Raw genomic sequence first — 25,589 nt, 5'->3', positions numbered from 1 at the left:
CGGCCCGTCGAAGCCCTTTAGCGGAAAAATCCTGGGGGGGCTGGGGGGGCTGTTCAGGATCCGGGACTTTTCCGAACTCCGACAGGCCGATGGTGCCTTTTTGAACGTCCATCCGGGCGGACGAAGGGCCGAATGGCGTTATTTTCGTGTCCGAGGCGACAATTCCCGCCGCCAAGCTGACATCAGACCTTGGACAGGATCAGGGTCCCGTTAGTGCCGCCGAAGCCGAAGCTGTTGGACATGACGTGCTTCAGCTCACCGTCGTGGCGCTGACGCAGGATCGGCATGCCTTCGAACTCGGGGTCCAGGTTCTCGATGTGGGCGCTCTCGGCGGCGAAGCCGTGCTTCATCATCAACAGGCAGTAGATGGCTTCCTGCGCGCCCGCCGCGCCGAGCGAATGGCCCGTCAGCGACTTGGTCGAGGAGATCATCGGCAGGTCGTCGCCGAAGACGTTGCGCACCGCGCCCATCTCCTTGGCGTCGCCGACCGGGGTCGAGGTGCCGTGCGGGTTCAGGTAGTCGATCTTCGGATCGCCCGCCATCTTCAGCGCCAGCTTCATGCAGCGCTCGGCGCCCTCGCCCGAGGGGGCCACCATGTCATAGCCGTCCGAGTTGGCGGCGTAGCCGGTGACCTCGGCGTAGATGGTCGCGCCGCGCGCCACGGCGCGTTCGTATTCTTCCAGCACCACGATGCCGGCGCCGCCGGCGATGACGAAGCCGTCGCGATCCTTGTCATAGGCGCGCGAGGCGACCGAGGGCGTCTCGTTGAAGTTGGAGGACATGGCGCCCATGGCGTCGAACATGTTCGACATGGACCAGTCGATGTCCTCGCAGCCGCCGGCGAAGACCACGTCCTGCTTGCCCCAGGCGATCTGCTCGGCGGCGGCGCCGATGCAGTGAGCCGAGGTCGCGCAGGCCGAGGAGATCGAATAGTTGATCCCCTTCAGCTCGAACCAGGTGGCGAGAACGGCCGACGGGCCGCTGGCCATGGCCTTGGGCACGGCGAAGGGGCCGACACGCTTGGGCGAGCCCTTTTCGACGGTGGTGGCGGCGGCCTGCAGGATGACCTGGGTCGAGGGACCGCCCTCGCCGACGATCAGGCCGATGCGCTCGTCCTTGATTTCGTCGGCGCTCAGGCCGCTGTCCTTCAGGGCCTCTTCAAAGGCGATGTGCACCCAGGCCGTGCCGTTGGCCAGGAAGCGGGCGGCGCGACGGTCCACCAACGGCGCCCAGTCCTCGGCGGTGACGCCCAGGGCCGGCGGGGCCCAGACCTGCGAGCGGAAGCCGTACTTGGCGTGGTCGGCGGCGTGCTGGACGCCCGACTTGGCCTCGCGCAGGGAGGCTGTGACCTCGTCCTGGCCGGTGCCGATGGAGGAGACGATGCCCAATCCGGTGACGACGACACGCCGCATGGTGTTTCCTAACATTCAGTCTTCAGGCGCCGCGTTGACCGCGGTCTGCATCAAATGGGGTCAGGCGTCCGTGGACGCTACCGTGGCCGCGCCGCCGAACAGGCCGACGCGCATGTCGGCGCAGGTGTAGATGACCTCGCCGTCGGCCTCGAGCACGCCGTCGGCGATGCCCATGACCAGCTTGCGGTTGATGACGCGCTTCAGGTGGACCTTATAGACCACCTTCTTGACGTCCGGGGTCACCTGACCGGTGAACTTGACCTCGCCGACGCCCAGGGCGCGGCCCTTGCCGGGGCCGCCGATCCAGCCGAGGTAGAAGCCGACCAACTGCCACATGGCGTCCAGGCCCAGGCAGCCCGGCATGACCGGATCGCCGATGAAGTGGCACTGGAAGAACCAGAGGTCCGGATTGATGTCGAGTTCCGCCTCGACATAGCCCTTGCCGTAGTCGCCGCCGTCGGCGGTGATGGTCTTGATGCGATCAAACATCAGCATCGGCGGGGCCGGCAGCTGGGCGTTGCCCGGACCGAACAGCTCGCCGCGGCCCGAGGCCAGCAGGCCTTCATGATCGAACGACGACGGATATTGGGACTGGCTCAAGGATGACGCTCCGGAAGTGTTGCGGGCGGGTTACACGACCCTGCGCGCCCGCTCAACTGTTGTGAAGTCTAGCTTCTGCCTGCGCCGGCAGGCCGTGCGGCGTTGCACAGGGCGCGTTCCTGGGTTCCGAACACAGCGCGTTCCGGCACCCAGCCCCGGATCTTGCGGGCCCGGACCCGGCACCAGCCGTCTTCGCATTCGTCCAGCGAGACGATGGAGCGCGGCGACAGGCGGGCCCGCACCGAAGAGGTCGCGGAGCGGCCGGAATGGATCAGGATCTCTTCGGCCGAGCGGTTGAAGACGCTGCGACGGCCCGAGGCTACGGTGCGGTGGATCCACGCAACCGAACCGTCCGGGTCGCAGATCTTGCGCCACTCCTTGGTCTCGGCGATCACCTGCACGGGCAGGCCCGCGGCGCGGTATTCCCACAGGATCTGGTAATCGAGGCCCGGCCCCTGACGGGCGCGGACCTGGGAGGATTTCAGCGTGACCCAGCGCGGCACTTCCAGTCCGGTCGGGGTCGGCCGGCCGTCAGGCATACGGGCGCTGGCGCCCCCGAAGACGCCCGATCCGAGGACGGCGGCGATGACGGCGATACGCCGGAAACTTTTGAACCTGACCACAGCTTTGCTAGACACCGGATCGACACGTCCCGTTCGGGCGTTACCGCCCGTCGAAACCCAGGCTTCCTATGTCCGCTCGCAAGCTTAAGGTCGTATTAACCAGACGCCTGCCCGATACGGTGGAAACGCGCCTGCGCGAGCTGTTCGACGCCGAGTTGAATCTGACCGACCGGCCCATGTCGCGCGACGACCTGGCCGCCGCCCTGCAGCGCGCCGAGGTCCTGATCCCGACCATCACCGACCATCTGGACGCCGAGCTGATCGCGGGGGCGGGCGAGCAGTTGAAGATGATCGCCAACTTCGGCGCGGGCGTGGACCACATCGACATCGACGCCGCCGTGGGGCGCGGGATCATCGTCACCAACACCCCTGGCGTCCTGACCGAGGACACCGCCGACCTGACCATGAGCCTGATCATGGCCGTCAGCCGCCGCATCGTCGAAGGCGCCAATGTCGTGGCGGCGGGCCAGTTCCAGGGCTGGAGCCCAACCTGGATGTGCGGCCGCAAGCTGTGGGGCAAGCGCCTGGGCATCGTCGGCATGGGCCGCATCGGCCAGGCCCTGGCGCGCCGGGCCAGGGCTTTCGGCATGCAGGTCCACTATCACAACCGCAAACCCGTCTCGGACATGATCGCCGAGGAACTGGGCGCGACCTGGTGGGATGATCTGGATCAGATGGTGGCGCGGATGGACGTCATCACGCTGAACTGTCCGGCCACGAAAGACACCCGCCACATCCTGTCTGCCGAGCGCATCGCGCGGCTGCAGCCCCACGCCATTCTGGTCAACACCGCGCGCGGCGAACTGATCGACGAGGCGGCGCTGGTCGAGGCTCTGGATCGTCGCGCCCTGTTCGGCGTGGGTCTGGACGTGTTCGAGCACGAACCGGCGGTGCATCCGGGCCTGATGGGCCGCGCCAACGTGGTCCTGCTGCCCCATCTCGGTTCGGCCACGATCGAGGCGCGTCAGGACATGGGGGACCGGGTCATCGCCAACATCATGACCTATCAGAACGGCCACCGGCCGCCCGACCGGGTCATCCCGGCCATGCTCTAGGCGTGGGCTGATCCGCAGACCGGGCAGGCCGGGTCGGCGGCGATTTTCACCACCCGGCTGCTTCCGGCCAGACCGTCATAGAGCATCAGCCGGCCGGTCAGGGGCTGGCCCGCGCCTGTGATCAGCTTGATCGCCTCCAGCGCCGTCATGGCGCCGATGACCCCGGCCAGGGCGCCGACCACGCCGACACGGGCGCAGGTCTCGGCGTCGGGCGGGGCTTCCGGCACCAGACACTGATAGCAGGGCTCGCCGGTGAAGACGCCGACCTGACCGTTCCAGCGCCCCAGAGCCCCTGAAACCAAAGGCGTTCCCGTCGCCACGCAGGCGGCGTTGACGGCGAAACGGGTGTCGAAATCGTCGGTGCCGTCCAGCACCAGATCGAAGCGCTCGATGATGTCGCGGGCGTTATCGGGCGTCAGCCGCTCGATGAAGGACTCCACGGACACATGGGGGTTGAGGGCGGCCAGATGCGCGGCGCCCGCCTCGACCTTGGGACGTCCGGCGTCGGCGGTGGTGAAGATGATCTGCCGCTGCAGGTTGGACAGGGCGACCGCGTCATGGTCGATCAGACCCAGGGTCCCGACCCCGGCGGCGGCCAGATAGAGGGCGGCGGGCGCCCCGACCCCGCCCAGGCCGACGATCAGCACCCGGGCGCGCTTCAGGGCCTGCTGGCCGGGGCCGCCGATCTCGGACAGCACCAGCTGGCGCGCGTAGCGATCGACTTCCTCGTCGGAAAAACGGACAGGGGCGGGGGCGGCAGGCTGGATCACGCACCCTGTCTAGCGCAGTCGCGGCGGCCCGTCAGGCCGGAACAGTCAGGGCCTGCGTCGCCGTGCTCAGCAAGGTTTCGGCGCGATCAGGGCTCAACTGGTCCAACCCGGCGCCGTTCAGCACGCGCGCGGCGGCGGGCGTCATCTGGGCCAGGGTCATCGGCCACTCGGGAAAGAGGCGGCCGGCGACGTCCTGGTCGGACAGCAGGCGGATGTTCTGGTGACGGGGATCGGCGCGCAGTCGGTCCATCAGCCGATCCACGTCGGCGCGGCGCCCCTCGATGGCCTGCATGAAGCTGCCGCCGTGGCGCATCAAAGCCCCGGTCAGGCCGTCGCGACGATTGTTGCGTTCCGAGGCTCCGAGGATTTCGGCGAGAACCAGCAGGCTGGTCGCGGCCTCGCCGACGGCGTCGCTGACATAGATGGCGCGGTGCAGAGGCAAGGCGGGTACTCGAACGCTAGGCGAGGCGACTGGGGAAGGCTCCCCTGTCACGCCAGGGTTAACAAAACGGAAGTCCCTGCGGCGCGGCGGCGTCTTGCGAGCGCGATCTTTCCTCGCCATCTGAGCGACCATGACCCAGACCTCAAGCTTCCCCGACTGGCACGGCACCACCATTCTGGCGGTGCGCAAGAACGGCCGCACCGTCATCGCCGGCGACGGCCAGGTCTCGATGGGGCCGACCATCGTCAAGGGCGCGGCGCGCAAGGTGCGGACGCTCGCCGGCGGCAAGGTGCTGGCGGGCTTCGCCGGGGCCACGGCCGACGCCCTGACCCTGATCGAGCGGCTGGAAGCCAAGCTGGAGCAGTATCCCGACCAACTGGCGCGCGCCTGCGTCGAACTGGCCAAGGACTGGCGCACCGACCGCTACCTGCGTCGGCTGGAAGCCATGCTCCTGGTCGCCGACAAGGACACCATTCTGACAGTCACCGGCGTCGGCGACGTGCTGGAGCCGGAGTACGGCGTGGCCGCCGTCGGCTCGGGCGGCAACTATGCGCTGGCCGCCGCCCGCGCCCTGATCGACGAAAGCAGCGAACAGGATGCCGAGCAGATCGCCCGCAAGGCCATGAAGATAGCCGCCGAAATCTGCGTCTACACCAACGGCAATCTGACCATCGAGAGTCTGTAGGGCGCTACGCTCGCCGCGCGGCGGCTCGCTGCCTGAGCGCCTATCCGATTATTTCTGAACCGTCTGACCCATGACCGACCTATCCCCCCGTGAAATCGTCTCCGAACTGGATCGCTTCATCGTAGGCCAGGACGACGCCAAGCGCGCCGTGGCCGTGGCCCTGAGGAACCGCTGGCGCCGCAAGCGCGTGCCCGAGGATCTGCGCGACGAGGTCACGCCCAAGAACATCCTGATGATCGGCCCCACGGGCGTGGGCAAGACCGAGATCGCCCGGCGCCTGGCCAGGCTGGCGGGTTCGCCCTTCCTCAAGGTCGAGGCGACCAAGTTCACCGAGGTCGGCTACGTCGGGCGCGACGTGGACCAGATCATGCGCGATCTGGTCGAGAGCGCCCTGGTCATGGTGCGCGAGAAGCGCCGGGCGGGGGTCAAGGCCCGCGCCGAGGGCCAGGCCGAGGAGCGCATCCTGGACGCCCTGGTCGGGCCGGGCTCGCAGCCCGCGACCCGGGACGCCTTCCGCAAGAAGCTGCGCGCCGGCGAACTGGACGACAAGGAAATCGAGATCGCCCTGGCCGACACGACCTCGCCTCTGCAGGGGCTGGACATGGGCGGGGGCGGCGGCAACGTCGGCTTGCTGAACCTGTCGGACCTGCTGGGCAAGATGGGCGGCGGGCGCACCAAGACGGTCAAGCTGACTGTGGCCGAAGCTGTTCCCCCGCTCGTCACCGAGGAAAGCGACAAGCTGCTGGATCAGGAAAGCCTGACCAAGGAGGCCCTGCTGCTGGCCGAGAACGAGGGCATCGTCTTCCTCGACGAGATCGACAAGGTGGCGGCGCGACAGGGGGCCTCCGGGGCCGATGTTTCACGCGAAGGCGTGCAGCGCGACCTTCTCCCCCTCATCGAGGGCACGACGGTGTCGACCAAGTATGGGCCGGTGAAGACCGACCATGTCCTGTTCATCGCCTCGGGCGCCTTCCATGTGGCCAAGCCGTCGGACCTGCTGCCCGAGTTGCAGGGCCGCCTGCCGATTCGGGTCGAGCTGAAGGCCCTGACCCGCGACGACTTCAAGCGCATCCTGACCGAGCCGGAAGCCAATCTGATCCGTCAGAACCAGGCCCTGCTGGAAACCGAAGGCGTGACCCTGGTCTTCACTGACGATGCGGTCGAGGCCATGGCCGACGCCGCCGTGGCGGCCAATTCCACGGTCGAGAACATCGGCGCGCGCCGGCTTCAGACCGTGCTGGAGCGGGTGCTGGAAGAGACCAGCTTCAAGGCCTCGGACCTGTCGGGCCAGACCCTGACCTTCGACGGCGACAAGGTGCGCGAAAAGGTCGGCGACCTGGCCAGGAACATCGACCTGAGCCGTTTCATCCTGTGATCCAGCTCCACCGTCATCCTCGGGCTTGACCCGAGGATCGAGCGTGGCGGAGCACTCGACCAAGCCAGCGTCGCGCAGGCGGACAATCCGATCCTCGGGTCAAGCCCGAGGATGACGGCGTGAGAGAGGCGGGTGCGGTGCGGGGTCAGCCCCGCATCGCCTCCACCGCCTCCACCAACCGCGCCAGATCGGCGGGGTTCGACAGGCGGTGGTCGCCGCCCTCGATCAGGTCCAGACGCAGGTCGCCGCCGGTCAGGCGCTCGGCCAGTTCGACCTGATGGCGCCACGGCACAACGTCGTCGGCGCGGCCCTGCAGGACATGGACCGGCGCCGTGATCTCGATCACTCCGTCCAGCAAGAGCCAGTCGCGCGCCTCCTCGAACATGCGCCGGGTCAGGACGTAGGACCCGAGCCCTTCCTCGGTGATGACGGTCTCGCCTTCGCGCAGGATGGCCTGACGCTCGTGGTCGGCCAGGCCGGGCCACATCAGCTTTTCGGTGAAGTCCTGGGCCGGATTGACCAGGACCAGCCCCTTGATCCGTTCGGGCCGCGCCAGGGTCGCCAGCAGGGCCACCCAGCCGCCCATCGAGGACCCCACCGGGATGACGGGGCCTTCAAGGCTGTCGATCAGGGCGATCGCGTCCTCGCGCCAGCGGCCGATGGTGGCCTGTTTCCAGTCGCCGGACGATTGGCCATGGGCGAAATGGTCGTAGCGCACATAATTCCAGCCGCGCTCGCGGGCCGCCGCTTCCAGCGCCAGGGCCTTGGTTCCCTCCATGTCCGAGCGGAAGCCGCCGATCCAGACGACCGTGGGGCCGGCGCCCTGCACCGCCTCGAAGGCCAGGGTCTCGCCGTCGGGGCGTTTCAGCGATCGGATGTCGGACATGAAAACTCCTCGGACTGTCATTCGGCGCGGAATGGCTTTAGCAGAGACGGCGTTTCTTCACAGGCCGCGAGAGCCCCGCTTGTCCGCACCCAAAGCCCTCTTTGTCAGTTCGAACCGGATCGGCGACTGCGTCATCTCCTCGGGGGTGATCCGCGAGATCGCCCGTCAGATTCCGGGCGTGCAGATCACCGTCGCCTGCGGCCGCCCGCCGGCGCCCTTCTTCCGTTCGGCGCCGAACGTCGAGCGCGTCATCATCCTCGACAAGAAGAAGGCCGCCGGACACTGGGTCGATCTGTGGAAACAGGTAGCGGGCACGAAATGGGATCTGGTCGTCGACATCCGCGGCTCGGCCCTGGCTTGGCTGATCCCGACCAAACGCCGGATCGTCTATAATCGCCGCTGGGAGACCGGCCTGCGCAAGGTCGAGATGGTGTCGCGCCTGATGGGTTCGGCCGCGCCGCTGGATCCGGAGATCTTCCTCGACGCCCAGGCCCGCGCCGAGGCCGCCGCCGTCATCGATCCTCAGCTTCAGGCAGGGCTGGGCGAAGGCCCGATCATCGCCCTGGCGCCCATCGCCCACCAGCCGGGCAAGTCCTGGCCCGCCGATCGCTGGGGCCAACTGGTCGAGAAGCTGAAGGCCGAGCCGCGCTTCGACGGCTGGCGCTTCATGCCCGTCGGCGGACCCGGCGACCGCCCGCCGGCGACCCCGGCGCTGGAGGCAGCGGGCGACCGCGCCATCGACGGCGTGGGCAAGGGCGACATCCTGTGTTCGGCCGCCGCTATCGATCGGGCGGCCCTGTTCGTCGGCAACGACAGCGGTTTGATGCATGTCTCGGCCGCGCTGGGCCGTCCGACACTGGGTCTGTTCGGACCGACAGAGTGGTGGCTTTACGGGCCGTGGGGTCCGAAGACCCGCACCGTCGCTTCCAACGAGACGCGTGGTCAGTTCGCGCCAATCGAGGATCTGACGGTCGACCACGTCTTCGAGGGCGTATTGGCGCTGCACGACGCCTACATCGGCGCAAACCCCGACCAGCCTTGAATTTCGGGGCTTCTGTCGTCATATTCCGCCCGCTGGGAACGCGCCGCTCTGTCGCGCGCTGATCCTCGCGAGAGATTACAGCCTGTCTTCTGACCACATAAGGAAACGACGCCCATTCGCCGTCCCATGCAAGCGCCGCCCGTCAAGGACGGGCCGCCCATCAACCAGGAAATCCGCGCCACCCGCGTGCTGCTGATCGATCAGAACGGTGAGAAACAGGGCGTCATGCCGCTGTCCGCCGCCCTGGAAGCCGCCGAAGAGGCCGGCCTGGATCTGGTCCAGATCGTCGGCAACGCCGAGACGCCGGTCTGCAAGATCCTGGATTACGGCAAGCATCGTTTCCAGGAGCAGAAGAAGAAGGCCGAGGCGCGTAAGCGTCAGAAGATCGTCGAGCTCAAGGAAATCAAGCTGCGCCCGAACATCGACACCCATGACTATGAGGTCAAGGCCAAGTCGATGCATCGTTTCTTCGAGGAGGGCGACAAGGTCAAGGTGACCCTGCGCTTCCGCGGCCGTGAAATGGCGCACCCGGAACTGGGCATGAAGCTGCTCAACAAGGTGCAGGCCGACTTCGACGAAGTCGCCAAGGTAGAATACGCCCCGCGTATGGAAGGCCGCCAGATGATCATGATCCTGGCGCCGCGCTAAGAGGCAGGGCCTCCTGGCGAGGCTTTTCGGGTCGCTATGCTCGCCGCGCGGCGGTTCGCGACTTGAGCGAGGATCTCGGATCCGGTTCAAACGCCCGGCCCAGACGCTCTGTTCTGGCGCCGGGCGCCTTGCTTTTGGGGGGGCGGCGCCGTAAAAGCCGCCCCTTCGCGTACCGAACAGCCGGGCTAACAGGCATGCCTGGGCCGTTCGTTTCAGCTCCGCACTACGGGCTCATGTAGCTCGCAGAGCGGTAGCCCACTAAAATTAGAGAGAGTGAAAATGCCGAAACTGAAGACGAAGTCTGGCGCCAAGAAGCGCTTCAAATTCACGGCCACGGGCAAGGTGAAAGCTGGCGTCGCCGGCAAGCGCCACCGTCTGATCAGCCACAACTCGAAGTACATCCGCCAAAACCGCGGCACTTCGGTCATGGCCGACGCCGACGCCAAGAAGATCAAGTCCTACATGCCGTACGCCTGATCGGCGCGCTGCATACCTGATCATCCTGTCACACTGAATTTGAACGACAGTCCCTCAAGCAGCGAGACCCCGCGGGTCGAGCGCTAGGGACTTCCCGAAGGGAATAAAAACATGGCACGCGTCAAACGGGGCGTTACGTCCCACGCCAAGCACAAGAAGGTTCTGAAGCAGGCCAAGGGCTTCTACGGCCGCCGCAAGAATACGATCCGCACGGCCAAGGCCGCCGTCGACCGCGCCGGCCAGTACGCCTACCGCGACCGTCGCAACAAGAAGCGTTCGTTCCGCGCCCTGTGGATCCAGCGCATCAACGCCGCCGCCCGTCTGGAAGGCTTCACCTACTCGCAGTTCATCCACGGCCTGGACAAGGCCGGCATCGTGCTGGACCGCAAGGTTCTGTCGACGATCGCCGCCGACGAAGCCGGTTTCAAGGCCATCGCCGACAAGGTCCGCGCCGCTCTGGCCGCCTAAGCGATACCGCATCATTGGTGCTGAAAACGCCCGTCCCGGTTTCCGGGGCGGGCGTTTTTCATGGCCAAGTCGGACTTTTGGGCGGATCGGGCGTTGGGTTCGGCAGCCGGTTCGACAGGCGAGCCGGCGGTTGAGGAGGCTTTGCCCATGTCCGTCGCCCGCGTCACCGAGATCACCGCATCGTCCACCGTCAGCTTCGATGACGCCGTCGCCCAGGGGATTGCCCGGGCCGACAAGACCCTGCGTCACGTCGAAGGGGCCTGGATTCAGGACCAGAAGGTGGTGGTCCGCAACGGCGAGATCGCCGAATACCGCGTCAACATGAAGGTCACATTCGTCCTTGCGGACTGAGTCTGATCGACGCTGAAGGCTTTGCGTGACGGCCATGTCGGGCTAGACGCTGCGGACCATGACCGATCTCGCCCAGCTAGAACTCGACCTGATCAACGCCATCGGGGCGGCGCCAAGCGTCGCTGCGATCGAGGAGGTGCGGGTCGCCGCCCTCGGCAAGACCGGGACCATCTCGGCCCTGCTCAAGGGGATGGGCGCGCTCAGCCCCGACGAACGCCGCGAGCAGGGGCCGATCATCAACGGTCTGCGCGATCGCGTCAGCGCCGGCATCGCCGCCAGAAAGGCCGAGCTGGAGGCCGCCGAGCTGGACGCCCGCCTGCTGGCCGAGCGCGTCGACCTGACCCTGCCCAGCCGCCCGCGCCGCAAGGGCGGGGTGCACCCGACCATGCAGGTGATGGACGAGATGATCGCCCTCTTCGCGGAGATGGGCTTCGCCGTGGCCGAAGGCCCGGACATCGAGGACGACTTCCACAACTTCACCGCCCTGAACTTCCCGCCCAAGCACCCTGCGCGGGAAATGCACGACACCTTCTTCCTGAAGCCCGACCCGGAAACGGGCGAGCGCAAGGTTCTGCGCACCCACACCAGCCCGGTGCAGGTGCGGACCATGATGTCGCAAAAGCCGCCGATCCGCATCATCGCGCCGGGCCGCACCTTCCGTAAGGATTCCGACGCGACACACACGCCGATGTTCCACCAGATCGAAGGTCTGGTGATCGACCGCGATATCCACATGGGTCATCTGAAGACGACTCTGGAGACCTTTATCGCCCGCTTCTTCGAGCTGGACGACGTCAACGCCCGTTTCCGCCCGCACCACTTCCCCTTCACCGAGCCCTCGGCCGAGATGGACATCCGCTGCGACCGCTCGGGCGGCAAGCTGACCCTGAACGAGGGCGAGGACTGGCTGGAGATCCTGGGTTGCGGGATGGTGCATCCGAACGTGCTGCGTAACGCCGGCATCGACCCGGACGAGTATCAGGGCTTCGCCTTCGGCATGGGCGTCGACCGCCTGGCCATGCTGAAATACGGCGTCTCCGACCTGCGCCCCATGTTCGAGGCCGATACGCGCTGGCTGGCCCACTACGGCTTCTCGGCCTTTGCCGCGCCGAACCCCGCCAGCGGACTGTCCTGACATGAGCCTGCTGCCGATCAACCGCCCCGTCGCCCTGGTCGAGGACTTCGGAGCCGCGGTCTTCGAGAATGTCGATCTGACCCTCTTTGAGGTTTTCGCCCATGCTGCGAGGAACGGGCCTGGCCTGATCCAGGGCCGCACCTTCAAGGGCTGCCGCATCCAGGGGCCCGCGATTATTCTTGTCTCCAACGGCGTGACGTTCGACGAAACCAATTTCGGCGACAGCCGCGGCGACATCCGCAACCTGGTGCTCAAGCCCGTCGGCGACAAGGCGATCGGGACCATACCGATGCGTGACTGCGCCTTCATCGGCTGCGAATTCTACGGCGTAGGCTTTACCGGGACCGATGAGTTCGTCGCCCAGATCGTCGCCCTGCCGAACTCTCTCTAGATCGAAACAGACATGACCGACACGACACAGACCCCGATGTCCGCAGAAGAAAAGTTCGGCCGCGAACTGGTGGCGCGCACCACCTTCGAGAAGGAAGCCGTCTGGCTCCCCTCTCTGGCGGTTCATCACATGAATGCCGGCCAGACCTTCATCGAGGGCAAGACCTTCACCGAGTGTCTGATTGAAGGCCCGGCGGTGATCGCCGTCATGAACGGCACCACCTTCGACACCTGCCACATGGGCGTGGCCCAAAATCCGCGCACCCTGCTTATGGACCCGCGCGGCGACATGATCGCTGGCGCCGTTGGCATGTCGAACTGCCGGTTTGTTCGCTGCCGCTTCGTGCAGGTGGCCTTCACGGGGGCGCGTGAGATGCTGGATGAGATGGAGAAGGATCTCGCGAGCGCATGGGGAACGGCGGTTCAGGCATGACCGAAGTCGCCAACGCTCCCCTCACGCTTGAACCGATCGGCCCAGGGCCGACCTACACCCGCATCAGCATCTGGTTGCCGCAACTTCTCCTTGAGGTCATGCGGGCTGGCGCGCCGGCGATCGAGAACCGTCGTTTCGAGGGCTGCCTGTTCGAGGGGCCCGCAGTGGTCCTGCCGATCGAGGGGTGCGAGTTCGAAGGCTGTGACCTGGGGGAGACCAAGGGCGATCCGCGCAGCCTGATGCTGGCGCCGCAGAGCCTGAGCCGCGTCGTCGGCCCGATCCCGTTCCGGAACTGCCAGTTCATCAATTGCCGCTTCGTCGGCGTCGGCTTCACCGGCACGCCGGCCTTCCTCGATTCGATGGCCGAGGCGATCAGCGGCGGAGCCGCCCAATGAAGTTCACGCTTTCCTGGCTGAAGGACCACCTCGAGACCGAGGCCGACGCCCACCAGATCGCCGAGGCCATGACCATGGCCGGGCTGGAGGTCGAGGACGTTCACGACCCCGTCGCCGCCCTGGCCCCCTTCACCGTGGCCAAGATCATCTCGACCGCGCGACATCCCGACGCCGATCGCCTGCAGGTCTGCCAGGTCGACACCGTCGACGGCATGAAGGAAATCGTCTGCGGCGCGCCCAATGCGCGTCCGGGCCTGACCACCATCTACGCGCCCATCGGCGCCTATGTGCCCGGCCTGGGCGTGACCCTGGTCGAAAAGCCGGTGCGCGGCGTCGTCTCGCACGGCATGCTGTGCTCGGCCTCGGAACTGCAGCTGGCCGACGAGAGCGACGGCATTCAGGAACTGCCGCCGGAGATTCCTGTCGGGACCCCGGTCGCCGGTCTGTTCGGCGCCGAGCCGGTCATCGACTTCGAAGTGACGCCGAACCGTCCCGACTGGCTGGGCGTCGCCGGCATCGCTCGCGACCTGGCCGCCGCCAGCGTCGGCAAGCTGAAGCATTTCGACATCGCCGTGGTACGCGGCGCCTTCCCCTCGCCGATCTCGGTGCGGCTGGACGCGCCCGAGATGTGCCCGGTCTTCGCCGGTCGCGTCATTCGCGGCGTCAAGAACGGCCCGTCGCCGGCCTGGCTGCAGAAACGCCTGACCGCCATCGGCCTGCGCCCGATCAACCGCCTGGTCGATGTCACCAACCTGATCGCCTACGACCGCGCACGGCCCTTGCACGTCTATGACATGGCCAAGCTGTCGGGGACCGAGATCGTCGTGCGCGGGGGTCTGACCTCGGCCGAGACGGGCGAGCACGAGCACCTGATCGCCCTGGACGGCAAGACCTACGCCGCTGCGCCGAGCGACTGCGTCATCGCCGATGCTGCGGGCGAGCGCCCCATCGGCCTGGGCGGCGTCATGGGCGGCGAGAGCACCGGCTGCAGCGACGACACGACCGACGTCTTCCTGGAAAGCGCCTGGTTCGAGCCTATCGTCATCGCCCAGACGGGCCGCACCCTGGGCATTCACTCCGACGCCCAGTATCGCTTTGCGCGCGGCGTCGATCCGGTTTCGGTGACGCCGGGTCTGGAGCTGGCCACGCGCCTGATCCTCGACCTGTGCGGCGGCGAGCCGTCCGAGATCGTCTTCGTCGGGGAGCCGCCGGCCAGCCCGGCGCCCTTCGCCTTCGACCCCGCCTATGTGAAGCGCCTGACCGGCATGGAACTGGCCGACGACCGCATCGGCACCATCCTGGGCCAGCTCGGCTTCCTGGTCACCGCCGGCGGTTCCGATCAGGCCGAACCCTGGACCGTGACGCCGCCGTCGTGGCGTCGCGACGTCGAAGGCCGTGCCGACCTGGTCGAGGAGGTGGCGCGCATCGAGGGCTTCGCCGCCCTGCCGAATACGCCCCTGCCCGAGGTCGCCCGCGCCCCCGGCGGCGTGCTCAACCCGCGTCAGGCCCGCGTCCGCGTCGCGCGTCGGGCCCTGGCCAGCCTGGGCTATGCCGAGGCCGTGACCTGGTCCTTCACCAAGCAGTCGACGGCCGCCCTGTTCGGCGGCGGCGATGATCGCCTGGTGCTGGAAAACCCCATCGCGGCGGACCTCGACTGCATGCGGCCGTCGATCCTGCCCAACCTGATTCAGGCGGCGGCGCGCAACGCCGCGCGCGGCCACGCCGACGCCGCTCTGTTCGAGATCGGCCCGATCTATCTGAACGACCAGCCGACCGGTCAGCGCACGGCCATTGCAGGCCTGATCGCGCCCCATCCCGATCGTCACTGGGGCGGTGCGGGCGAGGACGCCCTGTTCGGCCTCAAGGGCGACCTGCTCGCCCTGCTGGAAGAGATCGGCGCGCCGGTCGCCTCGCTGCAGCTGGCGCAGGGCTCGAACCAGAACTGGTGGCACCCTGGCCGTTCGGCCCGCCTGCAACTGGGGCCCAAGAACGTCATCGTCGAGTTCGGCGCCCTGCATCCCCGCGTTCTCAAGGCCTTGGACGCCGACGGCCCCATGCTGGCCTTCGAGATCATCCTCGATTCCGTGCCCGAACCGCGTGGAAAAGGCGGCAAGGCCCGGGGCGCGGCGGATCTGCCGAACCTGATGCCGCTGTCGCGCGACTTCGCCTTCCTGATGGACGAGGCCAAGGCCGTGGGCGACCTGACTCGCGCCGTCGTCGGGGCCGACAAGACCCTGATCGCCGAGGTGCGCGTCTTTGACGTCTATCGCGGCCAGGGCGTGCCGGAAGGCCAGAAGTCGGTGGCGATCGAGGTCGAGATCCAGCCGCGCGCCGCGACCCTGACCGAAGCGGAGATCGAGGCCCTGACGGCCAAGATCGTCGCGGCCGCCGGCAAGGCCGGCGGCACGCTGCGGAGCTGAGCATGGCGGACAAGAAACCCTGGGCGGAGACCACCTTCGAGCGCAACCTGTTCCGCGCCCGCTGGCTGATGGCGCCCTTTTATCTAGGCCTGGTGGCGGCCCTGGTGATGCTGCTCGTCGTCTTCGTGCGCGAGCTGATCTACTACGTGCCGCAGGCCTTCATCGTCGGCGAAGGCCATATGGGGTCGGACGGCGCCATCCTGGCCATCCTCAGTCTCGTGGACCTGTCGCTGGCGGGCAATCTGCTGCTGATCGTTCTTTATTCGGGCTATGAGAACTTCGTGTCCAAGCTGGATCTGGACGAGAACCATGTCGACCGGCCGCCGTGGATGGGCTCGGTCGACTTCTCGGGTCTGAAGATGAAGCTGATCGCCTCCATCGTGGCGATCTCGGCCATCTATCTGCTCAAGAGCTTCATGAACATCGGCAAGCCGGGCCATCCCCTGGACGAGGCCGGGTTGATGTGGGCGGTGATCATTCACCTGACCTTCGTGGCCTCGGGCGTCCTGCTCGCGGTCATGGACTGGGTCGCCGCCAAGACCGACAAGCACTAGGGCTCCGCCCTAGTGTTTTCTTTTTGGGGCCTATCGCGCTTACGCGCTGCTTGAGGCCCGCGATATTGGGGCTTCTAGCGGCGTCCGGGGGCTTCTGACAAAGCCTTGATCGGGTCAGGCGGCGTCGAATACGGTCAAGCAAGGTTCGGTTAACCTTAAAGCCCCAAGGCTGCCGCAAAAGACACGGACGGTGGGCCAAGCCCGCGACGATGGGCGACCCGTCCCCTGTCAGGAGCCTCGACATGCATCGCCGCCAACTGATCCGCACCAGCCTTGGTCTCGCCGCCGCCGGCGCCCTGCCCGCTGGCCTCGGCGCCTGCGCCTCGACGCGCCAGCCGACCGACCCCAACTATCCGATCGCCTCGGATCAGACGGCCCAGGCCTATACCTTCGAGGAACTGGTCGCCGCCGGCTCGCGTGAAATGGGCATCGCCGCCGAGGCCATGGGTTCGGCCATCGAGCGCATCTTCGCCGAACAGGGCGACCGCCCGACCGCCTATATCGCCGGCGAGGAAGCCGCCGGGGCCGCCGTGGTGGGCGTGCGCTACGGCCGCGGCGCCCTGCACATGAAGGACCTTTCGGCCTCGCAGGAGGTCTTCTGGCAGGGGGCCTCGGTCGGCTGGGACGTCGGCGGCAACGCCAGCCGGGTCTTTACCCTGGTCTACGGCCTTTATCACCCCGACATGCTTTATCGCCGCTATCCGGGCGTCGAGGGCTCAGCCTATCTGGTCGCGGGTCTGGGCGTGAACTATCAGCGCGCCGACGGCATCGTTCTGGCCCCGATCCGCACCGGCGTCGGCCTGCGCCTGGGCGCCAATGTCGGCACCATGAGCTACAGCCGTCAGCGGAACATTCTTCCTTTCTAAGGAAGAAGGGGCGCTAGCGCTCGCGACGCGGTCGCTCGCTGCTTGAGCGCCCTTAGGGGTGCGCTTGCGGCGAAGGCGCCGTGAGGATGCTTTCTAGCCCCTCGCGCCAGGTCGGGTATTGGGGGCGCCAGCCCAGTTCGGCCTTGGCGCGGGCGTTCGAGAGGCGCTTGGAGTCGTTGTAGAAGCGGCGCATGGCGTCCGACACCGACGGGTCGTCCAGCGACACCTCGGGCGGCAGGGGCAGGCCCAGGCGTGCCGCCGCCCCCGCCATCACCACGTCCGCCGGGGCCGGTTCGTCGTCGGACAGGGTGTAGGCGCGGCCCGGATGGGGACGGGCCATGGAGGCGAAGAAGCCGGCGACGGCGTCCTCGACATGGATGCGGTTGAAGACCTGACCGGGCTTCTTCACCAGCCGCGCCGTCCCGTCGCGCAGGCGGTCGATCGGCGAGCGGCCGGGCCCATAGATGGCGGGCAGGCGGAAGATCTGCACCGTCAGCCCCATGCCGCGCCCGGCGTCCAGCCAGTCCTGCTCGGCGCGCACCCGGCGCGCGCCCTCCAGGCTGGCGGCGTTCAACTCGTCGTCCTCGAAGGCCCAGCCGCCCGCCCGGTCGCCATAGACGGCGGTCGATGAGACATAGCCGATCCAGTCGGGATAGGCCTGGACGGCGCTGATGGCCGGGATCAGGGCCTTCAGGCCCGGGCAGCCGGCGCCGTCGGGCGCGGCGGTGATCAGGATGGCCGAGGCCTCGGCGACGGCGGCCTGCAAGGCGTGGACGTCAGCGGGATCGACCGCGACGACGCCGGCGCCTGTCAGCTCTTTGCGCCGCACCGGATCGCGCGAGGTGGCCATGGCGCGGCCGTCCCTGCGGATCGCCTCGCGCGCCGCCTCAAGCCCCAGATAGCCGCCGCCGAAGACCAGAAGCGAAGGGGCGGCGGGGGCAGGCTGGGTCATGGCGGTCCGGTCAGGCGATCAGGCGGTCTTGACGACGACGGGGGCGGCGGCGGGGGCTGGGTCCGCCCCCTGAGACTGCAGCGCTTCGGCGCGCTTGTCGTTCCAGGCCGAGACGCAGGCGATCTTCGATCGGTCGGCGCGGTCGGCGTAGCGGCGGGCGATGTCGGTCACGTCGGCCATCAGGCCCTCGGCCAGGGTGATGGGCTTCAGGCCCAGGTCGCGGAACTGGTCATTGGCGACAACCAGTTCGTTCTCGTCGGCTTCCTGACGCGGGTTGGCGACGTTGTGGACTTCGGCGCCGGTCATGTCGGCCACCATCCGGGCCAGATCGCGTACGCGGCGGCTCTCGGTCATCTGGTTGAGGATCTTGACCCGGTCGCCGGACTTCGGCGGGTTGTTCAGCGCCAGCTCGACGCAACGCACCGTGTCCTGGATATGGATAAAGGCCCGCGTCTGGCCGCCAGAGCCGTGGACCGTCAGCGGATATCCGACCGCCGCCTGCATCAGGAAGCGGTTCAGCACCGTGCCGTAATCGCCGTCATAGTCGAAGCGGTTGATCAGGCGTTCGTCCTGCTTCGTCTCCTCGGTCTGGGCGCCCCAGACGATGCCCTGGTGCAGGTCGGTGATCCGCAGGCCGTCGTTCTTGGCGTAGAACTGGAACAGCAGGGCGTCCTGGGTCTTGGTCATGTGATAGATGGAGCCGGGGTTCGGCGGGAACAGGATTTCCTGCTCGGTCGGGCCGTGGTCGGTGTCGACCGTGACCTTCAGATAGCCCTCGGGAATGCGCAGGCCGGCCGTGGTGTAGCCATAGACCCCCATGGTCCCGAGGTGGGCCAGGTGGACGTCCCGTCCGCTCTCGATGATGGCCGCCAGCAGATGGTTGGTGGCGTTCAGGTTGTTGTCGACGGTGTAGAGCTTGTGCCGCGCCGACTTCATCGAATAGGGGGCGGCCCGTTGTTCGGCGAAGTGGACGACGCTGTCGGGCGCCCAGTCCTTGATCAGGGCGACCAGTCGGTCGAACTCCTTGCCGACCGTCAGATTGACGAAGTCGATGGACCGGCCCGAGACTTCCTTCCACGCCTTGATGCGTTCGCCCATGGTGCGGATGGGGGTCAGGGACTGGACCTCCAGCTCGTTGTCGATGTTGCGACGGCTGAGGTTGTCGACGATCAGCACCTCCCAGCCGCGCGCCGAGAGGTGCAGGGCCGTCGGCCAGCCGCAGAAACCGTCGCCGCCGAGGATCATCACGCGCATCGGTAGAACCCTGTGTCGTCCATCACTCCCTCCTGCCTAGCCGATGGCGCGGGCAGGCGAAAGCGGCGGCGATGCAGGACCCCTGTGGCGGAACCGCGCCGGCGGCTGGGGCCTCGGGAACCCGCGCGGCGTTATGGGCTAGGGATGGGTTCTCAGCGCCGCGAGGATCACCGTGGGCTTGGCGGCGTAGCCGTCCGCGCGATGGGCGGCGACCTGGGCCCAGCCGTCCGCCACGGCGTCCCTGATGCACCAGTGGCGGACCAGATAATGGTCCATGGGCAGCTTGGCCGTGTCGCATATCCGCCGTGCCGCCGCCTTGAGCCGGCGGTCGAGAATTCCAGCCTGTGTCGGCTGGTTCAGGTCGAGGTCGGCATAGGAAACCATGACGGCTTCGGCGCCTTCGATGGGGCGAGTGGTTTGGATTTGGCTCTGAGCGCCGTTCGGGGCGGTTGCAGCCAGAAGCAGGACTGCTCCAATGATCGTCGATTGCATCTTGCGATCTCCTGATCGCCCTTCCGCTGCGCTTGTCCCTTCTCAAGACCAGCGACCGACTGATGTCTGACAACAGGCCTGCGCGCCTTTTGTTCTCATTGAAACGCGCCGTTCCGCCCGGCGAATGTCAAAAGCGCGTTCTCGGGGGCGGACAAGTATCAGAGCAGGGCGGTGATCGCCGCCCGCGCCGCCTCGCCCAGGTCGGGACGCTTCAGGGCCAGGGCAACGTTGGCGCGCAGCAGGCCGATCTTGTCGCCGCAGTCGTGGGTCACGCCCTCGTACTCGTAGGCGGTGAAGGTCTGGGTCTTCATCAACCGGTCCATGGCGTCGGTCAGCTGGATCTCGCCGCCCGCGCCGCTTTCCTGAGTCTCGAGCAGGTCGAAGATTTCCGGCTGCAGGATATAGCGGCCCGAGATCGACATATTGGACGGGGCGGTGCCCTGCTTGGGCTTCTCGACCATGCCCTTCATGGCGAAGCGGCGGCCGTCGCGGCTCGACGGATCGACGATGCCGTACTTGTGGGTCTCGGATTCCGGCACGGCTTCGACGCCGATGACATTGCCGCCGACCTCGGCGTAGAGGTCCGCCAGCTGCTTCAGGGCGCCGAGCTGCGAATCGACGATGACGTCGGGCAGGATGACCGCGAAGGGCTCCTGGCCGATGATGTCGCGGGCGCACCAGACGGCGTGGCCCAGGCCCTTGGGCTGCATCTGGCGGGTGAAGCTCATCTCGCCGGCGGTGGCCAGTTCGGCGTTCATGGCCGCCAGGATCTCGGTCTTGCCCTTGGCCGCCAGCTGGGCCTCTAGCTCGATCTGGTGGTCGAAATAGTCCTCGATGGCCTGTTTGGCGCGGCCAGTCACGAAGACGATGTGCTCGATCCCCGCCTCGCGCGCCTCTTCGACGATGTAGGACAGGATCGGCCGGTCGACGACGTTCAGCAGCTCCTTGGGCGTGGTCTTGGTGCCGGGCAGGACGCGGGTGCCCAGGCCGGCCACGGGGAGAACCGCCTTGCGAAGGCGCGCGGGGGAAGTCGTCATCAGTCGTCCTGAAACAGCCGTTAGGCGCCTGTCATAGGCGCAAACCGTGACCGTTCCAAACGGCGCCTGAGGGTTCAGGTTCCCCTCACTCCACCGTCACCGACTTGGCCAGGTTGCGGGGTTGGTCGACGTCCGTGCCCTTCTGAACGGCGGTGTAATAGGCCAGCAGCTGCACGGGGACGGCATAGACCAGGGGGGCGATCAGGGGGTGGCAGTCCGGGGCGTCGACGCGACGGATGCCGGCGCCGTGCGGGGCGGGCGCGCTCGCTGGAGCGATCATGACCACCGGGCCGCCGCGCGCGGCGACCTCCTGCAGGTTGGAGGCGGTCTTCTCATAGACCTCGTCCAGCGGGGCCAGGGCGATGATCGGGGTCTTTTCGTCCACCAGGGCGATGGGGCCGTGCTTGAGTTCGCCGGCGGCGTAGCCCTCGGCGTGGATGTAGCTGATCTCCTTCAGCTTCAGCGCCCCCTCCATAGCCAGGGGGAACATGGCGCCCCGGCCCAGGAAGAGGACGTCGGTCGCCTTGGCCAGATCGTGGGAGACAGCGCGAATCTGGCCGTCCATCTGCAGGGCTTCGGCGATCAGGCGCGGGGCCTCGAACAGGGCCTTGACCAGTTCGGCCTCACGCGTTGCGTCGATCTTGCCGCGCGCCACGCCGGCGGCGACGGCGAGCGCCAGCAGGGCCGAAACCTGGGCGGTGAAGGCCTTGGTCGAGGCGACGCCGATTTCCGGCCCGGCGTGGGTCGGCCACAGGACCTCGGCCTCGCGCGCCATGGAGGAGGTGTGGACGTTGACGACGGCGGCGGTCTTGAGCCCCTGCGCCTTGCACCAGGTCAGGCTGGCCAGGGTGTCAGCGGTCTCGCCCGACTGGCTGACGGCCACGGCCACCGTGCCCGGCGTCAGGGCGGGGGAGCGGTAGCGGAATTCCGAGGCGATCTCGACGTCGCAGGGCAGGCCGGCATACTTCTCGAAGGCGTACTTGCCGATCTGGCCGGCGTAGAAGGCGGTGCCGCAGGCGATGATCTGGATGCGGTCGACGGCGGCGAAGTCGATGGCCTGGGGCTTGGCCGTACCCGTCACCAGGTCGAGGTACTCCGACAGGGTGTGCTGGACGCTGTCGGGCTGCTCGTGGACTTCCTTCTCCATGAAGTGGCGATAGGCGCCCTTTTCAACCATGGCCGACGAAGCCGAGACCTGCACGATCGCGCGGTCGGCGGGATGGCCCGAGGCGTCGAACATGCGCGCGCCCGACCGGGTCATGGCGACGTAGTCGCCTTCCTCAAGGTAGCTGATCTTCTGGGTGAAGGGGCCGACGGCCAGGGCGTCCGAGCCCAGGTACATCTCGCCCTCGCCCCAGCCGACGACCAGAGGACTGCCGCGACGCGCGCCCATAATCAGCTCGTCCTCGCCCTCGATCAGGACGGCCAAGGCGTAGGCGCCGGTCAGCCGATCCAGGGTCGCCTTGAAGGCGTCCAGCGGGGCCAGGCCCGCCGCCAGCTTGTGATCCAGCAGATGGGCGACGACCTCGGTGTCGGTTTGGCTCTCGAAGACGCGGCCCTCGGCTTCCAGTTCGGCCTTCAGCTCGGCGAAGTTCTCGATGATGCCGTTGTGGACCAGGCAGACGCGGCCAGCCTTGTGCGGGTGGGCGTTGGCCGTGGTCGGGGCGCCGTGGGTGGCCCAGCGGGTGTGGCCGATGCCGATGGTCCCGGCCAGGGGATCGGCGGCCAGGACGGCCTCCAGTTCGCGGATCTTGCCCTTGGCGCGGCGGCGTTCGATGCGGCCGTCGACGACGGCGGCGATGCCGGCGGAATCATAGCCGCGGTATTCCAGCCGCTTCAGGCTGTCGATCAGACGGGGAACGACGGCGCCTGCGCCCGTGATGCCGATGATGCCGCACATGAGGTCTGCTCCGGTGAAGGGGCCGGGCGGTCACGCTTTGCGCGAGGCCGCCATAGGAGGTAAGCGAGAGGGTTCAGCCCGTCTCGCCCTTTGATTTTCGTCTAGGGGAAGCCAAGGCCGGCGACATCAAAAAATGGGTTTCGGAAGGTTTCTTTGCAAACCGTCCGGGCCGCCAGCGAAGGACGACGCCCTTGGGCGAGAGAAAATACTTCGGCACCGACGGCATTCGCGGTCGCGCCAACACCCATCCGATGACGGCCGAGGTCGCGCTGCGGGTGGGTCTGGCGGCGGGCAAGCTGTTCCGCACCGACGACGACCGTCGCCACCTGGTGGTGATCGGCAAGGACACGCGTCTGTCCGGCTACATGATCGAGCCGGCGCTCGTCGCGGGCCTGGCCAGCGTGGGCATGGACGTGCGCACCTTCGGTCCCCTGCCGACGCCGGGCGTGGCCATGATGACGCGGTCGATGCGCGCCGATCTGGGCATCATGATCTCGGCCTCGCACAACGACTACGCCGACAACGGCATCAAGCTGTTCGGCCCGGACGGCTACAAGCTGTCGGACGAGATCGAACTGAAGATCGAGGCCATGATGGACGAGGGGCTGGATCAGGATCTGGCCCCGGCCAACAAGCTGGGCCGGGTCAAGCGCATCGACGACGCCCCGCCGCGCTATATCGAGATCGCCAAGTCGGCCTTCCCCAAGCGGCTCAGCCTCAAGGGCCTGCGCATCGCCATCGACTGCGCCAATGGCGCCGGTTACCGCGTGGCGCCGACCACCCTCTATGAGCTGGGGGCCGAGGTCTTTCCCGTCGGCGTCGAGCCGAACGGCCTGAACATCAACGCCGACTGCGGTTCGACCCATCCCGAGGCCGTGTCCGAGGCGGTCAAGCGCTACCGCTGCGACATCGGCATCGCCCTCGACGGCGACGCCGACCGGGTCATCATTTGCGACGAAAAGGGCCATGTGGTCGACGGCGACCAGATCATGGCCCTGATCGGTCTGGACTGGGCCAAACGCGGGCGACTGAACGGCAAGGGGGTGGTCGCCACCGTCATGTCCAACCTGGGGCTGGAGCGGAAGCTGCAAGCCGAGGGCCTGACGCTGGAGCGGACCAAGGTGGGCGACCGTTACGTCATGGAGCGGATGCGCGCCGGCGGCTTCAACATCGGCGGCGAGCAGTCGGGTCACATTATCCTGAAGGACCACGCCACGACCGGCGACGGCCTGATGGCGGCGCTGCAGGTGCTGGCCGTTCTGGTCGAGCAGGGCGTGCCGATGAGCGAACTGGCGCGCCAGTTCGAGCCGGTGCCGCAACTGCTGCAGAACGTGCGCTACACCGCCGGCAAGCCGTTGGAAGACGCCAAGGTCAAGGCGGCGATGGCCGAGGCCGAGGCCGCCCTGAACGGGTCGGGCCGCCTGCTGGTGCGTCCGTCCGGCACGGAAAAACTGATCCGCGTCATGGCCGAGGGCGACGACGAGGCGCTGGTCAAGCGGGTCGTCGCCGAGGTGTCGGCGGCGGTGAAGGCGGCGGGTCAGTAAGGGTTCGGCGGGCGCCGCGAACGGCGTCCGCCTGCCGCCTCAGATCGAAGCCAGGGCCTGTTGCAGGTCGGCCCACAGGTCCTCAACGTTCTCGATGCCGACCGACAGCCGCACCAGGTTGTCGCCGATGCCGCTGCGGGCCTTGGCTTCGGGCGTATAGTCCGAGTGGGTCATGCTGGACGGGTGCGAGGCCAGGCTCTCGGCGCCGCCCAGGCTGACGGCCAGCTTGAACAGCCGCAGGGCGTTCAGCATGCGGAAGGCCTCGGCCTCGCCGCCCGGAAGCTCCAGCGAGAAGGTCGAGCCCGAGCCCTTGCATTGGGCCTCGAAGATGGCCTGCTGGTCCGGCGAGGCGTCCGGCCCGCCGGCGGTCAGGACGGCGCTGACGCGCGGATCGGCGCGCAGGCGCTCGGCCAGGATCAGGGCGTTCTCCTGCGCCCGCTCCATGCGGATATGCAGGGTCTCCAGACTGCGCAGCAGCAGCCAGGCCGTGTGCGGATCGGTGTTGGTGCCGCAGATGGTGCGCATTTCGCCGACCCGCGCCATCAGGTCGGCGGCGCCCATGCAGCCGCCCGCGATCAGGTCGGAGTGGCCGCCGACATACTTGGTCAGGGAGTAGAGGACGAGGTCCGCCCCCAGCTCCAGCGGGCTCTGCCACAGGGGCCCGAGGAAGGTGTTGTCCACCGCCACGATCGGGCGCTCGATCTGATCCACGGCCTTGGCGCCGGCCACGGCGCGGGCGATGTCGACCAGTTGGTTGGTCGGGTTGGCCGGGGTTTCCAGATAGACGGCGGCCAGACGTCCGCCCGTCGTCTTGGCCTCGGCGGCGGCGGCTGTCATGGCGGCGTCGAGGGCGTCGGCGCCCTCGGCGGCGGGGACGCTGATCGCATTGACGCCGTAGCGGGGCAGGATGCGGTCGAACAGGTATTCGGTGCCGCCATAGGCCGGGGCCGTATAGAGGATGACGTCGCCGGGGCGCACCATCGCCAGCATGGCGGTCGAGATGGCGGCCATGCCGGTCGAGAAGACCAGGGCCTTGTCGGCCTTGTCCCAGACTGCGAGGCGGTCCTCAAGGATTTCCAGGTTGGGGTTGTTGATGCGCGAATAGATCAGGCCGAGGGCCTCGTCCGGGTCGCGCTGACGCAGACCGTAGGCGACCTCGAAGAAGCGCTTGCCGTCCTCGGCCGACTTGAAGACGAAGGTGGACGACTGGAACAGGGGCGCCTTGATGGCCCCCTCCGACAGGGCGGGGTCATAGCCATAGCCCATCATCAGGGTTTCAGGCGCGAGGGTGCGATCCCCAAGAACGCGGGTGCGGTGACGGTTCATTTTTTATGTTTCCTCTCCTGAGCGGGTGATAGCCGACCCAGGAAGGGGCCGCCAGCC

General features: G+C 67.5%; 28 protein-coding genes. 16 read left to right on the top strand and 12 right to left on the bottom strand.

Features of this window, described 5'->3' with window-relative positions:
* Positions 1 to 182: 182 nt before the first annotated feature.
* From fabB to ACI2KI_RS12440, 3 genes are all read right to left on the bottom strand, one after another.
* Complete coding sequence (gene fabB, locus ACI2KI_RS12450) at positions 183 to 1,412, bottom strand: beta-ketoacyl-ACP synthase I (RefSeq protein WP_404620488.1); 1,230 nt, start codon at positions 1,410 to 1,412, stop codon at positions 183 to 185.
* A gap of 60 nt (positions 1,413 to 1,472) precedes the next feature.
* Complete coding sequence (gene fabA, locus ACI2KI_RS12445; protein WP_207824497.1) at positions 1,473 to 2,012, bottom strand: 3-hydroxyacyl-[acyl-carrier-protein] dehydratase FabA; 540 nt, start codon at positions 2,010 to 2,012, stop codon at positions 1,473 to 1,475.
* Positions 2,013 to 2,080: 68 nt separating this feature from the next.
* Positions 2,081 to 2,650 carry an SH3 domain-containing protein gene (locus ACI2KI_RS12440; protein ID WP_404620486.1) on the bottom strand — a complete coding sequence of 190 codons (570 nt, stop codon included), beginning with the start codon at positions 2,648 to 2,650 and terminating at the stop codon, positions 2,081 to 2,083.
* Between the two features lie 53 nt (positions 2,651 to 2,703).
* Between ACI2KI_RS12440 and ACI2KI_RS12435 the strand changes: the two genes are divergently transcribed.
* Entirely contained in the window at positions 2,704 to 3,690 is a 987-nt protein-coding gene (locus tag ACI2KI_RS12435; RefSeq protein WP_404620484.1) for a 2-hydroxyacid dehydrogenase, read from the top strand.
* Here the strand turns inward: ACI2KI_RS12435 and ACI2KI_RS12430 are convergent.
* Positions 3,687 to 4,460 (bottom strand): HesA/MoeB/ThiF family protein, encoded by a 774-nt coding sequence (locus ACI2KI_RS12430; RefSeq protein ID WP_404620482.1) that lies wholly within the window; start codon positions 4,458 to 4,460, stop codon positions 3,687 to 3,689. The genes ACI2KI_RS12435 and ACI2KI_RS12430 overlap by 4 nt on opposite strands.
* Before the next feature lie 31 nt (positions 4,461 to 4,491).
* On the bottom strand, positions 4,492 to 4,902 hold the full coding sequence (locus ACI2KI_RS12425) for a BLUF domain-containing protein (protein WP_404620480.1): 411 nt from the start codon (positions 4,900 to 4,902) through the stop codon (positions 4,492 to 4,494).
* Positions 4,903 to 5,032: 130 nt separating this feature from the next.
* Here ACI2KI_RS12425 and hslV point away from each other — a divergent pair, with 130 nt between their 5' ends.
* A complete protein-coding gene (gene hslV, locus ACI2KI_RS12420; RefSeq protein WP_292085021.1) occupies positions 5,033 to 5,587 on the top strand; it encodes an ATP-dependent protease subunit HslV in 555 nt (184 codons plus the stop codon).
* Positions 5,588 to 5,657: 70 nt separating this feature from the next.
* Positions 5,658 to 6,962: an ATP-dependent protease ATPase subunit HslU gene (gene hslU, locus ACI2KI_RS12415; RefSeq protein WP_404620477.1), complete on the top strand. Its 1,305-nt coding sequence runs from the start codon at positions 5,658 to 5,660 to the stop codon at positions 6,960 to 6,962.
* A 145-nt stretch (positions 6,963 to 7,107) separates the two neighbouring features.
* On the opposite strand, the gene ACI2KI_RS12410 is transcribed toward hslU, so the two are convergent.
* Complete coding sequence (locus tag ACI2KI_RS12410) at positions 7,108 to 7,848, bottom strand: alpha/beta fold hydrolase (protein WP_404620475.1); 741 nt, start codon at positions 7,846 to 7,848, stop codon at positions 7,108 to 7,110.
* 79 nt (positions 7,849 to 7,927) lie between these two features.
* Between ACI2KI_RS12410 and ACI2KI_RS12405 the strand changes: the two genes are divergently transcribed.
* The 12 genes from ACI2KI_RS12405 to ACI2KI_RS12350 all read left to right on the top strand — a co-directional run bounded on the left by ACI2KI_RS12405 (position 7,928) and on the right by ACI2KI_RS12350 (position 17,027).
* Complete coding sequence (locus ACI2KI_RS12405; RefSeq protein ID WP_404620473.1) at positions 7,928 to 8,890, top strand: glycosyltransferase family 9 protein; 963 nt, start codon at positions 7,928 to 7,930, stop codon at positions 8,888 to 8,890.
* Positions 8,891 to 9,016: 126 nt separating this feature from the next.
* On the top strand, positions 9,017 to 9,538 hold the full coding sequence (gene infC / locus ACI2KI_RS12400; RefSeq protein WP_292085029.1) for a translation initiation factor IF-3: 522 nt from the start codon (positions 9,017 to 9,019) through the stop codon (positions 9,536 to 9,538).
* A 279-nt stretch (positions 9,539 to 9,817) separates the two neighbouring features.
* The gene (gene rpmI, locus ACI2KI_RS12395; protein WP_003166435.1) at positions 9,818 to 10,015 is read left to right on the top strand and encodes a 50S ribosomal protein L35; all 198 of its coding nucleotides are present in this window, start codon (positions 9,818 to 9,820) and stop codon (positions 10,013 to 10,015) included.
* A 111-nt stretch (positions 10,016 to 10,126) separates the two neighbouring features.
* Positions 10,127 to 10,483, top strand: coding sequence for a 50S ribosomal protein L20 (gene rplT / locus ACI2KI_RS12390; RefSeq protein WP_292085030.1), 357 nt, complete (start codon positions 10,127 to 10,129; stop codon positions 10,481 to 10,483).
* Positions 10,484 to 10,630: 147 nt separating this feature from the next.
* Positions 10,631 to 10,834 carry a dodecin family protein gene (locus ACI2KI_RS12385; RefSeq protein WP_292085032.1) on the top strand — a complete coding sequence of 68 codons (204 nt, stop codon included), beginning with the start codon at positions 10,631 to 10,633 and terminating at the stop codon, positions 10,832 to 10,834.
* A gap of 58 nt (positions 10,835 to 10,892) precedes the next feature.
* On the top strand, positions 10,893 to 11,969 hold the full coding sequence (gene pheS, locus ACI2KI_RS12380) for a phenylalanine--tRNA ligase subunit alpha (protein ID WP_312064733.1): 1,077 nt from the start codon (positions 10,893 to 10,895) through the stop codon (positions 11,967 to 11,969).
* A gap of 1 nt (position 11,970) precedes the next feature.
* On the top strand, positions 11,971 to 12,360 hold the full coding sequence (locus ACI2KI_RS12375) for a hypothetical protein (protein ID WP_292085034.1): 390 nt from the start codon (positions 11,971 to 11,973) through the stop codon (positions 12,358 to 12,360).
* A 12-nt stretch (positions 12,361 to 12,372) separates the two neighbouring features.
* The gene (locus tag ACI2KI_RS12370; protein WP_312064730.1) at positions 12,373 to 12,792 is read left to right on the top strand and encodes a hypothetical protein; all 420 of its coding nucleotides are present in this window, start codon (positions 12,373 to 12,375) and stop codon (positions 12,790 to 12,792) included.
* Positions 12,789 to 13,187, top strand: a complete 399-nt coding sequence (locus ACI2KI_RS12365) for a hypothetical protein (RefSeq protein WP_404620470.1) — start codon at positions 12,789 to 12,791, stop codon at positions 13,185 to 13,187. The genes ACI2KI_RS12370 and ACI2KI_RS12365 overlap by 4 nt, the downstream gene beginning before the upstream one ends.
* Positions 13,184 to 15,607: a phenylalanine--tRNA ligase subunit beta gene (gene pheT, locus ACI2KI_RS12360; protein ID WP_404620468.1), complete on the top strand. Its 2,424-nt coding sequence runs from the start codon at positions 13,184 to 13,186 to the stop codon at positions 15,605 to 15,607. The genes ACI2KI_RS12365 and pheT overlap by 4 nt, the downstream gene beginning before the upstream one ends.
* Before the next feature lie 2 nt (positions 15,608 to 15,609).
* Positions 15,610 to 16,161 (top strand): TIGR00645 family protein, encoded by a 552-nt coding sequence (locus tag ACI2KI_RS12355; protein ID WP_292085040.1) that lies wholly within the window; start codon positions 15,610 to 15,612, stop codon positions 16,159 to 16,161.
* Positions 16,162 to 16,403: 242 nt separating this feature from the next.
* Positions 16,404 to 17,027, top strand: coding sequence for an EipA family protein (locus ACI2KI_RS12350; protein ID WP_292085041.1), 624 nt, complete (start codon positions 16,404 to 16,406; stop codon positions 17,025 to 17,027).
* 52 nt (positions 17,028 to 17,079) lie between these two features.
* Here ACI2KI_RS12350 and ACI2KI_RS12345 read toward each other — a convergent pair whose 3' ends face one another.
* The 5 genes from ACI2KI_RS12345 to glmS all read right to left on the bottom strand — a co-directional run bounded on the left by ACI2KI_RS12345 (position 17,080) and on the right by glmS (position 22,662).
* A complete protein-coding gene (locus tag ACI2KI_RS12345; protein ID WP_404620466.1) occupies positions 17,080 to 17,979 on the bottom strand; it encodes an SDR family NAD(P)-dependent oxidoreductase in 900 nt (299 codons plus the stop codon).
* An 18-nt stretch (positions 17,980 to 17,997) separates the two neighbouring features.
* On the bottom strand, positions 17,998 to 19,233 hold the full coding sequence (locus ACI2KI_RS12340) for an NAD-dependent epimerase/dehydratase family protein (protein WP_404620464.1): 1,236 nt from the start codon (positions 19,231 to 19,233) through the stop codon (positions 17,998 to 18,000).
* Between the two features lie 138 nt (positions 19,234 to 19,371).
* Complete coding sequence (locus ACI2KI_RS12335; protein ID WP_404620462.1) at positions 19,372 to 19,725, bottom strand: UrcA family protein; 354 nt, start codon at positions 19,723 to 19,725, stop codon at positions 19,372 to 19,374.
* A gap of 158 nt (positions 19,726 to 19,883) precedes the next feature.
* The gene (galU, locus tag ACI2KI_RS12330; RefSeq protein ID WP_404620460.1) at positions 19,884 to 20,762 is read right to left on the bottom strand and encodes a UTP--glucose-1-phosphate uridylyltransferase GalU; all 879 of its coding nucleotides are present in this window, start codon (positions 20,760 to 20,762) and stop codon (positions 19,884 to 19,886) included.
* Positions 20,763 to 20,847: 85 nt separating this feature from the next.
* Positions 20,848 to 22,662, bottom strand: coding sequence for a glutamine--fructose-6-phosphate transaminase (isomerizing) (gene glmS / locus ACI2KI_RS12325; RefSeq protein ID WP_404620458.1), 1,815 nt, complete (start codon positions 22,660 to 22,662; stop codon positions 20,848 to 20,850).
* Positions 22,663 to 22,853: 191 nt separating this feature from the next.
* Here glmS and glmM point away from each other — a divergent pair, with 191 nt between their 5' ends.
* Complete coding sequence (gene glmM, locus ACI2KI_RS12320) at positions 22,854 to 24,206, top strand: phosphoglucosamine mutase (protein WP_404620456.1); 1,353 nt, start codon at positions 22,854 to 22,856, stop codon at positions 24,204 to 24,206.
* Positions 24,207 to 24,245: 39 nt separating this feature from the next.
* Here glmM and ACI2KI_RS12315 read toward each other — a convergent pair whose 3' ends face one another.
* Positions 24,246 to 25,532, bottom strand: a complete 1,287-nt coding sequence (locus ACI2KI_RS12315) for a cystathionine gamma-synthase family protein (protein ID WP_404620454.1) — start codon at positions 25,530 to 25,532, stop codon at positions 24,246 to 24,248.
* Between the last annotated feature and the right edge of the window lie 57 nt (positions 25,533 to 25,589).

This window comes from Brevundimonas sp. NPDC046655 (assembly GCF_044901625.1).
Lineage (GTDB): Bacteria > Pseudomonadota > Alphaproteobacteria > Caulobacterales > Caulobacteraceae > Brevundimonas.
This window is presented reverse-complemented; position numbering and strand designations above follow the sequence as displayed.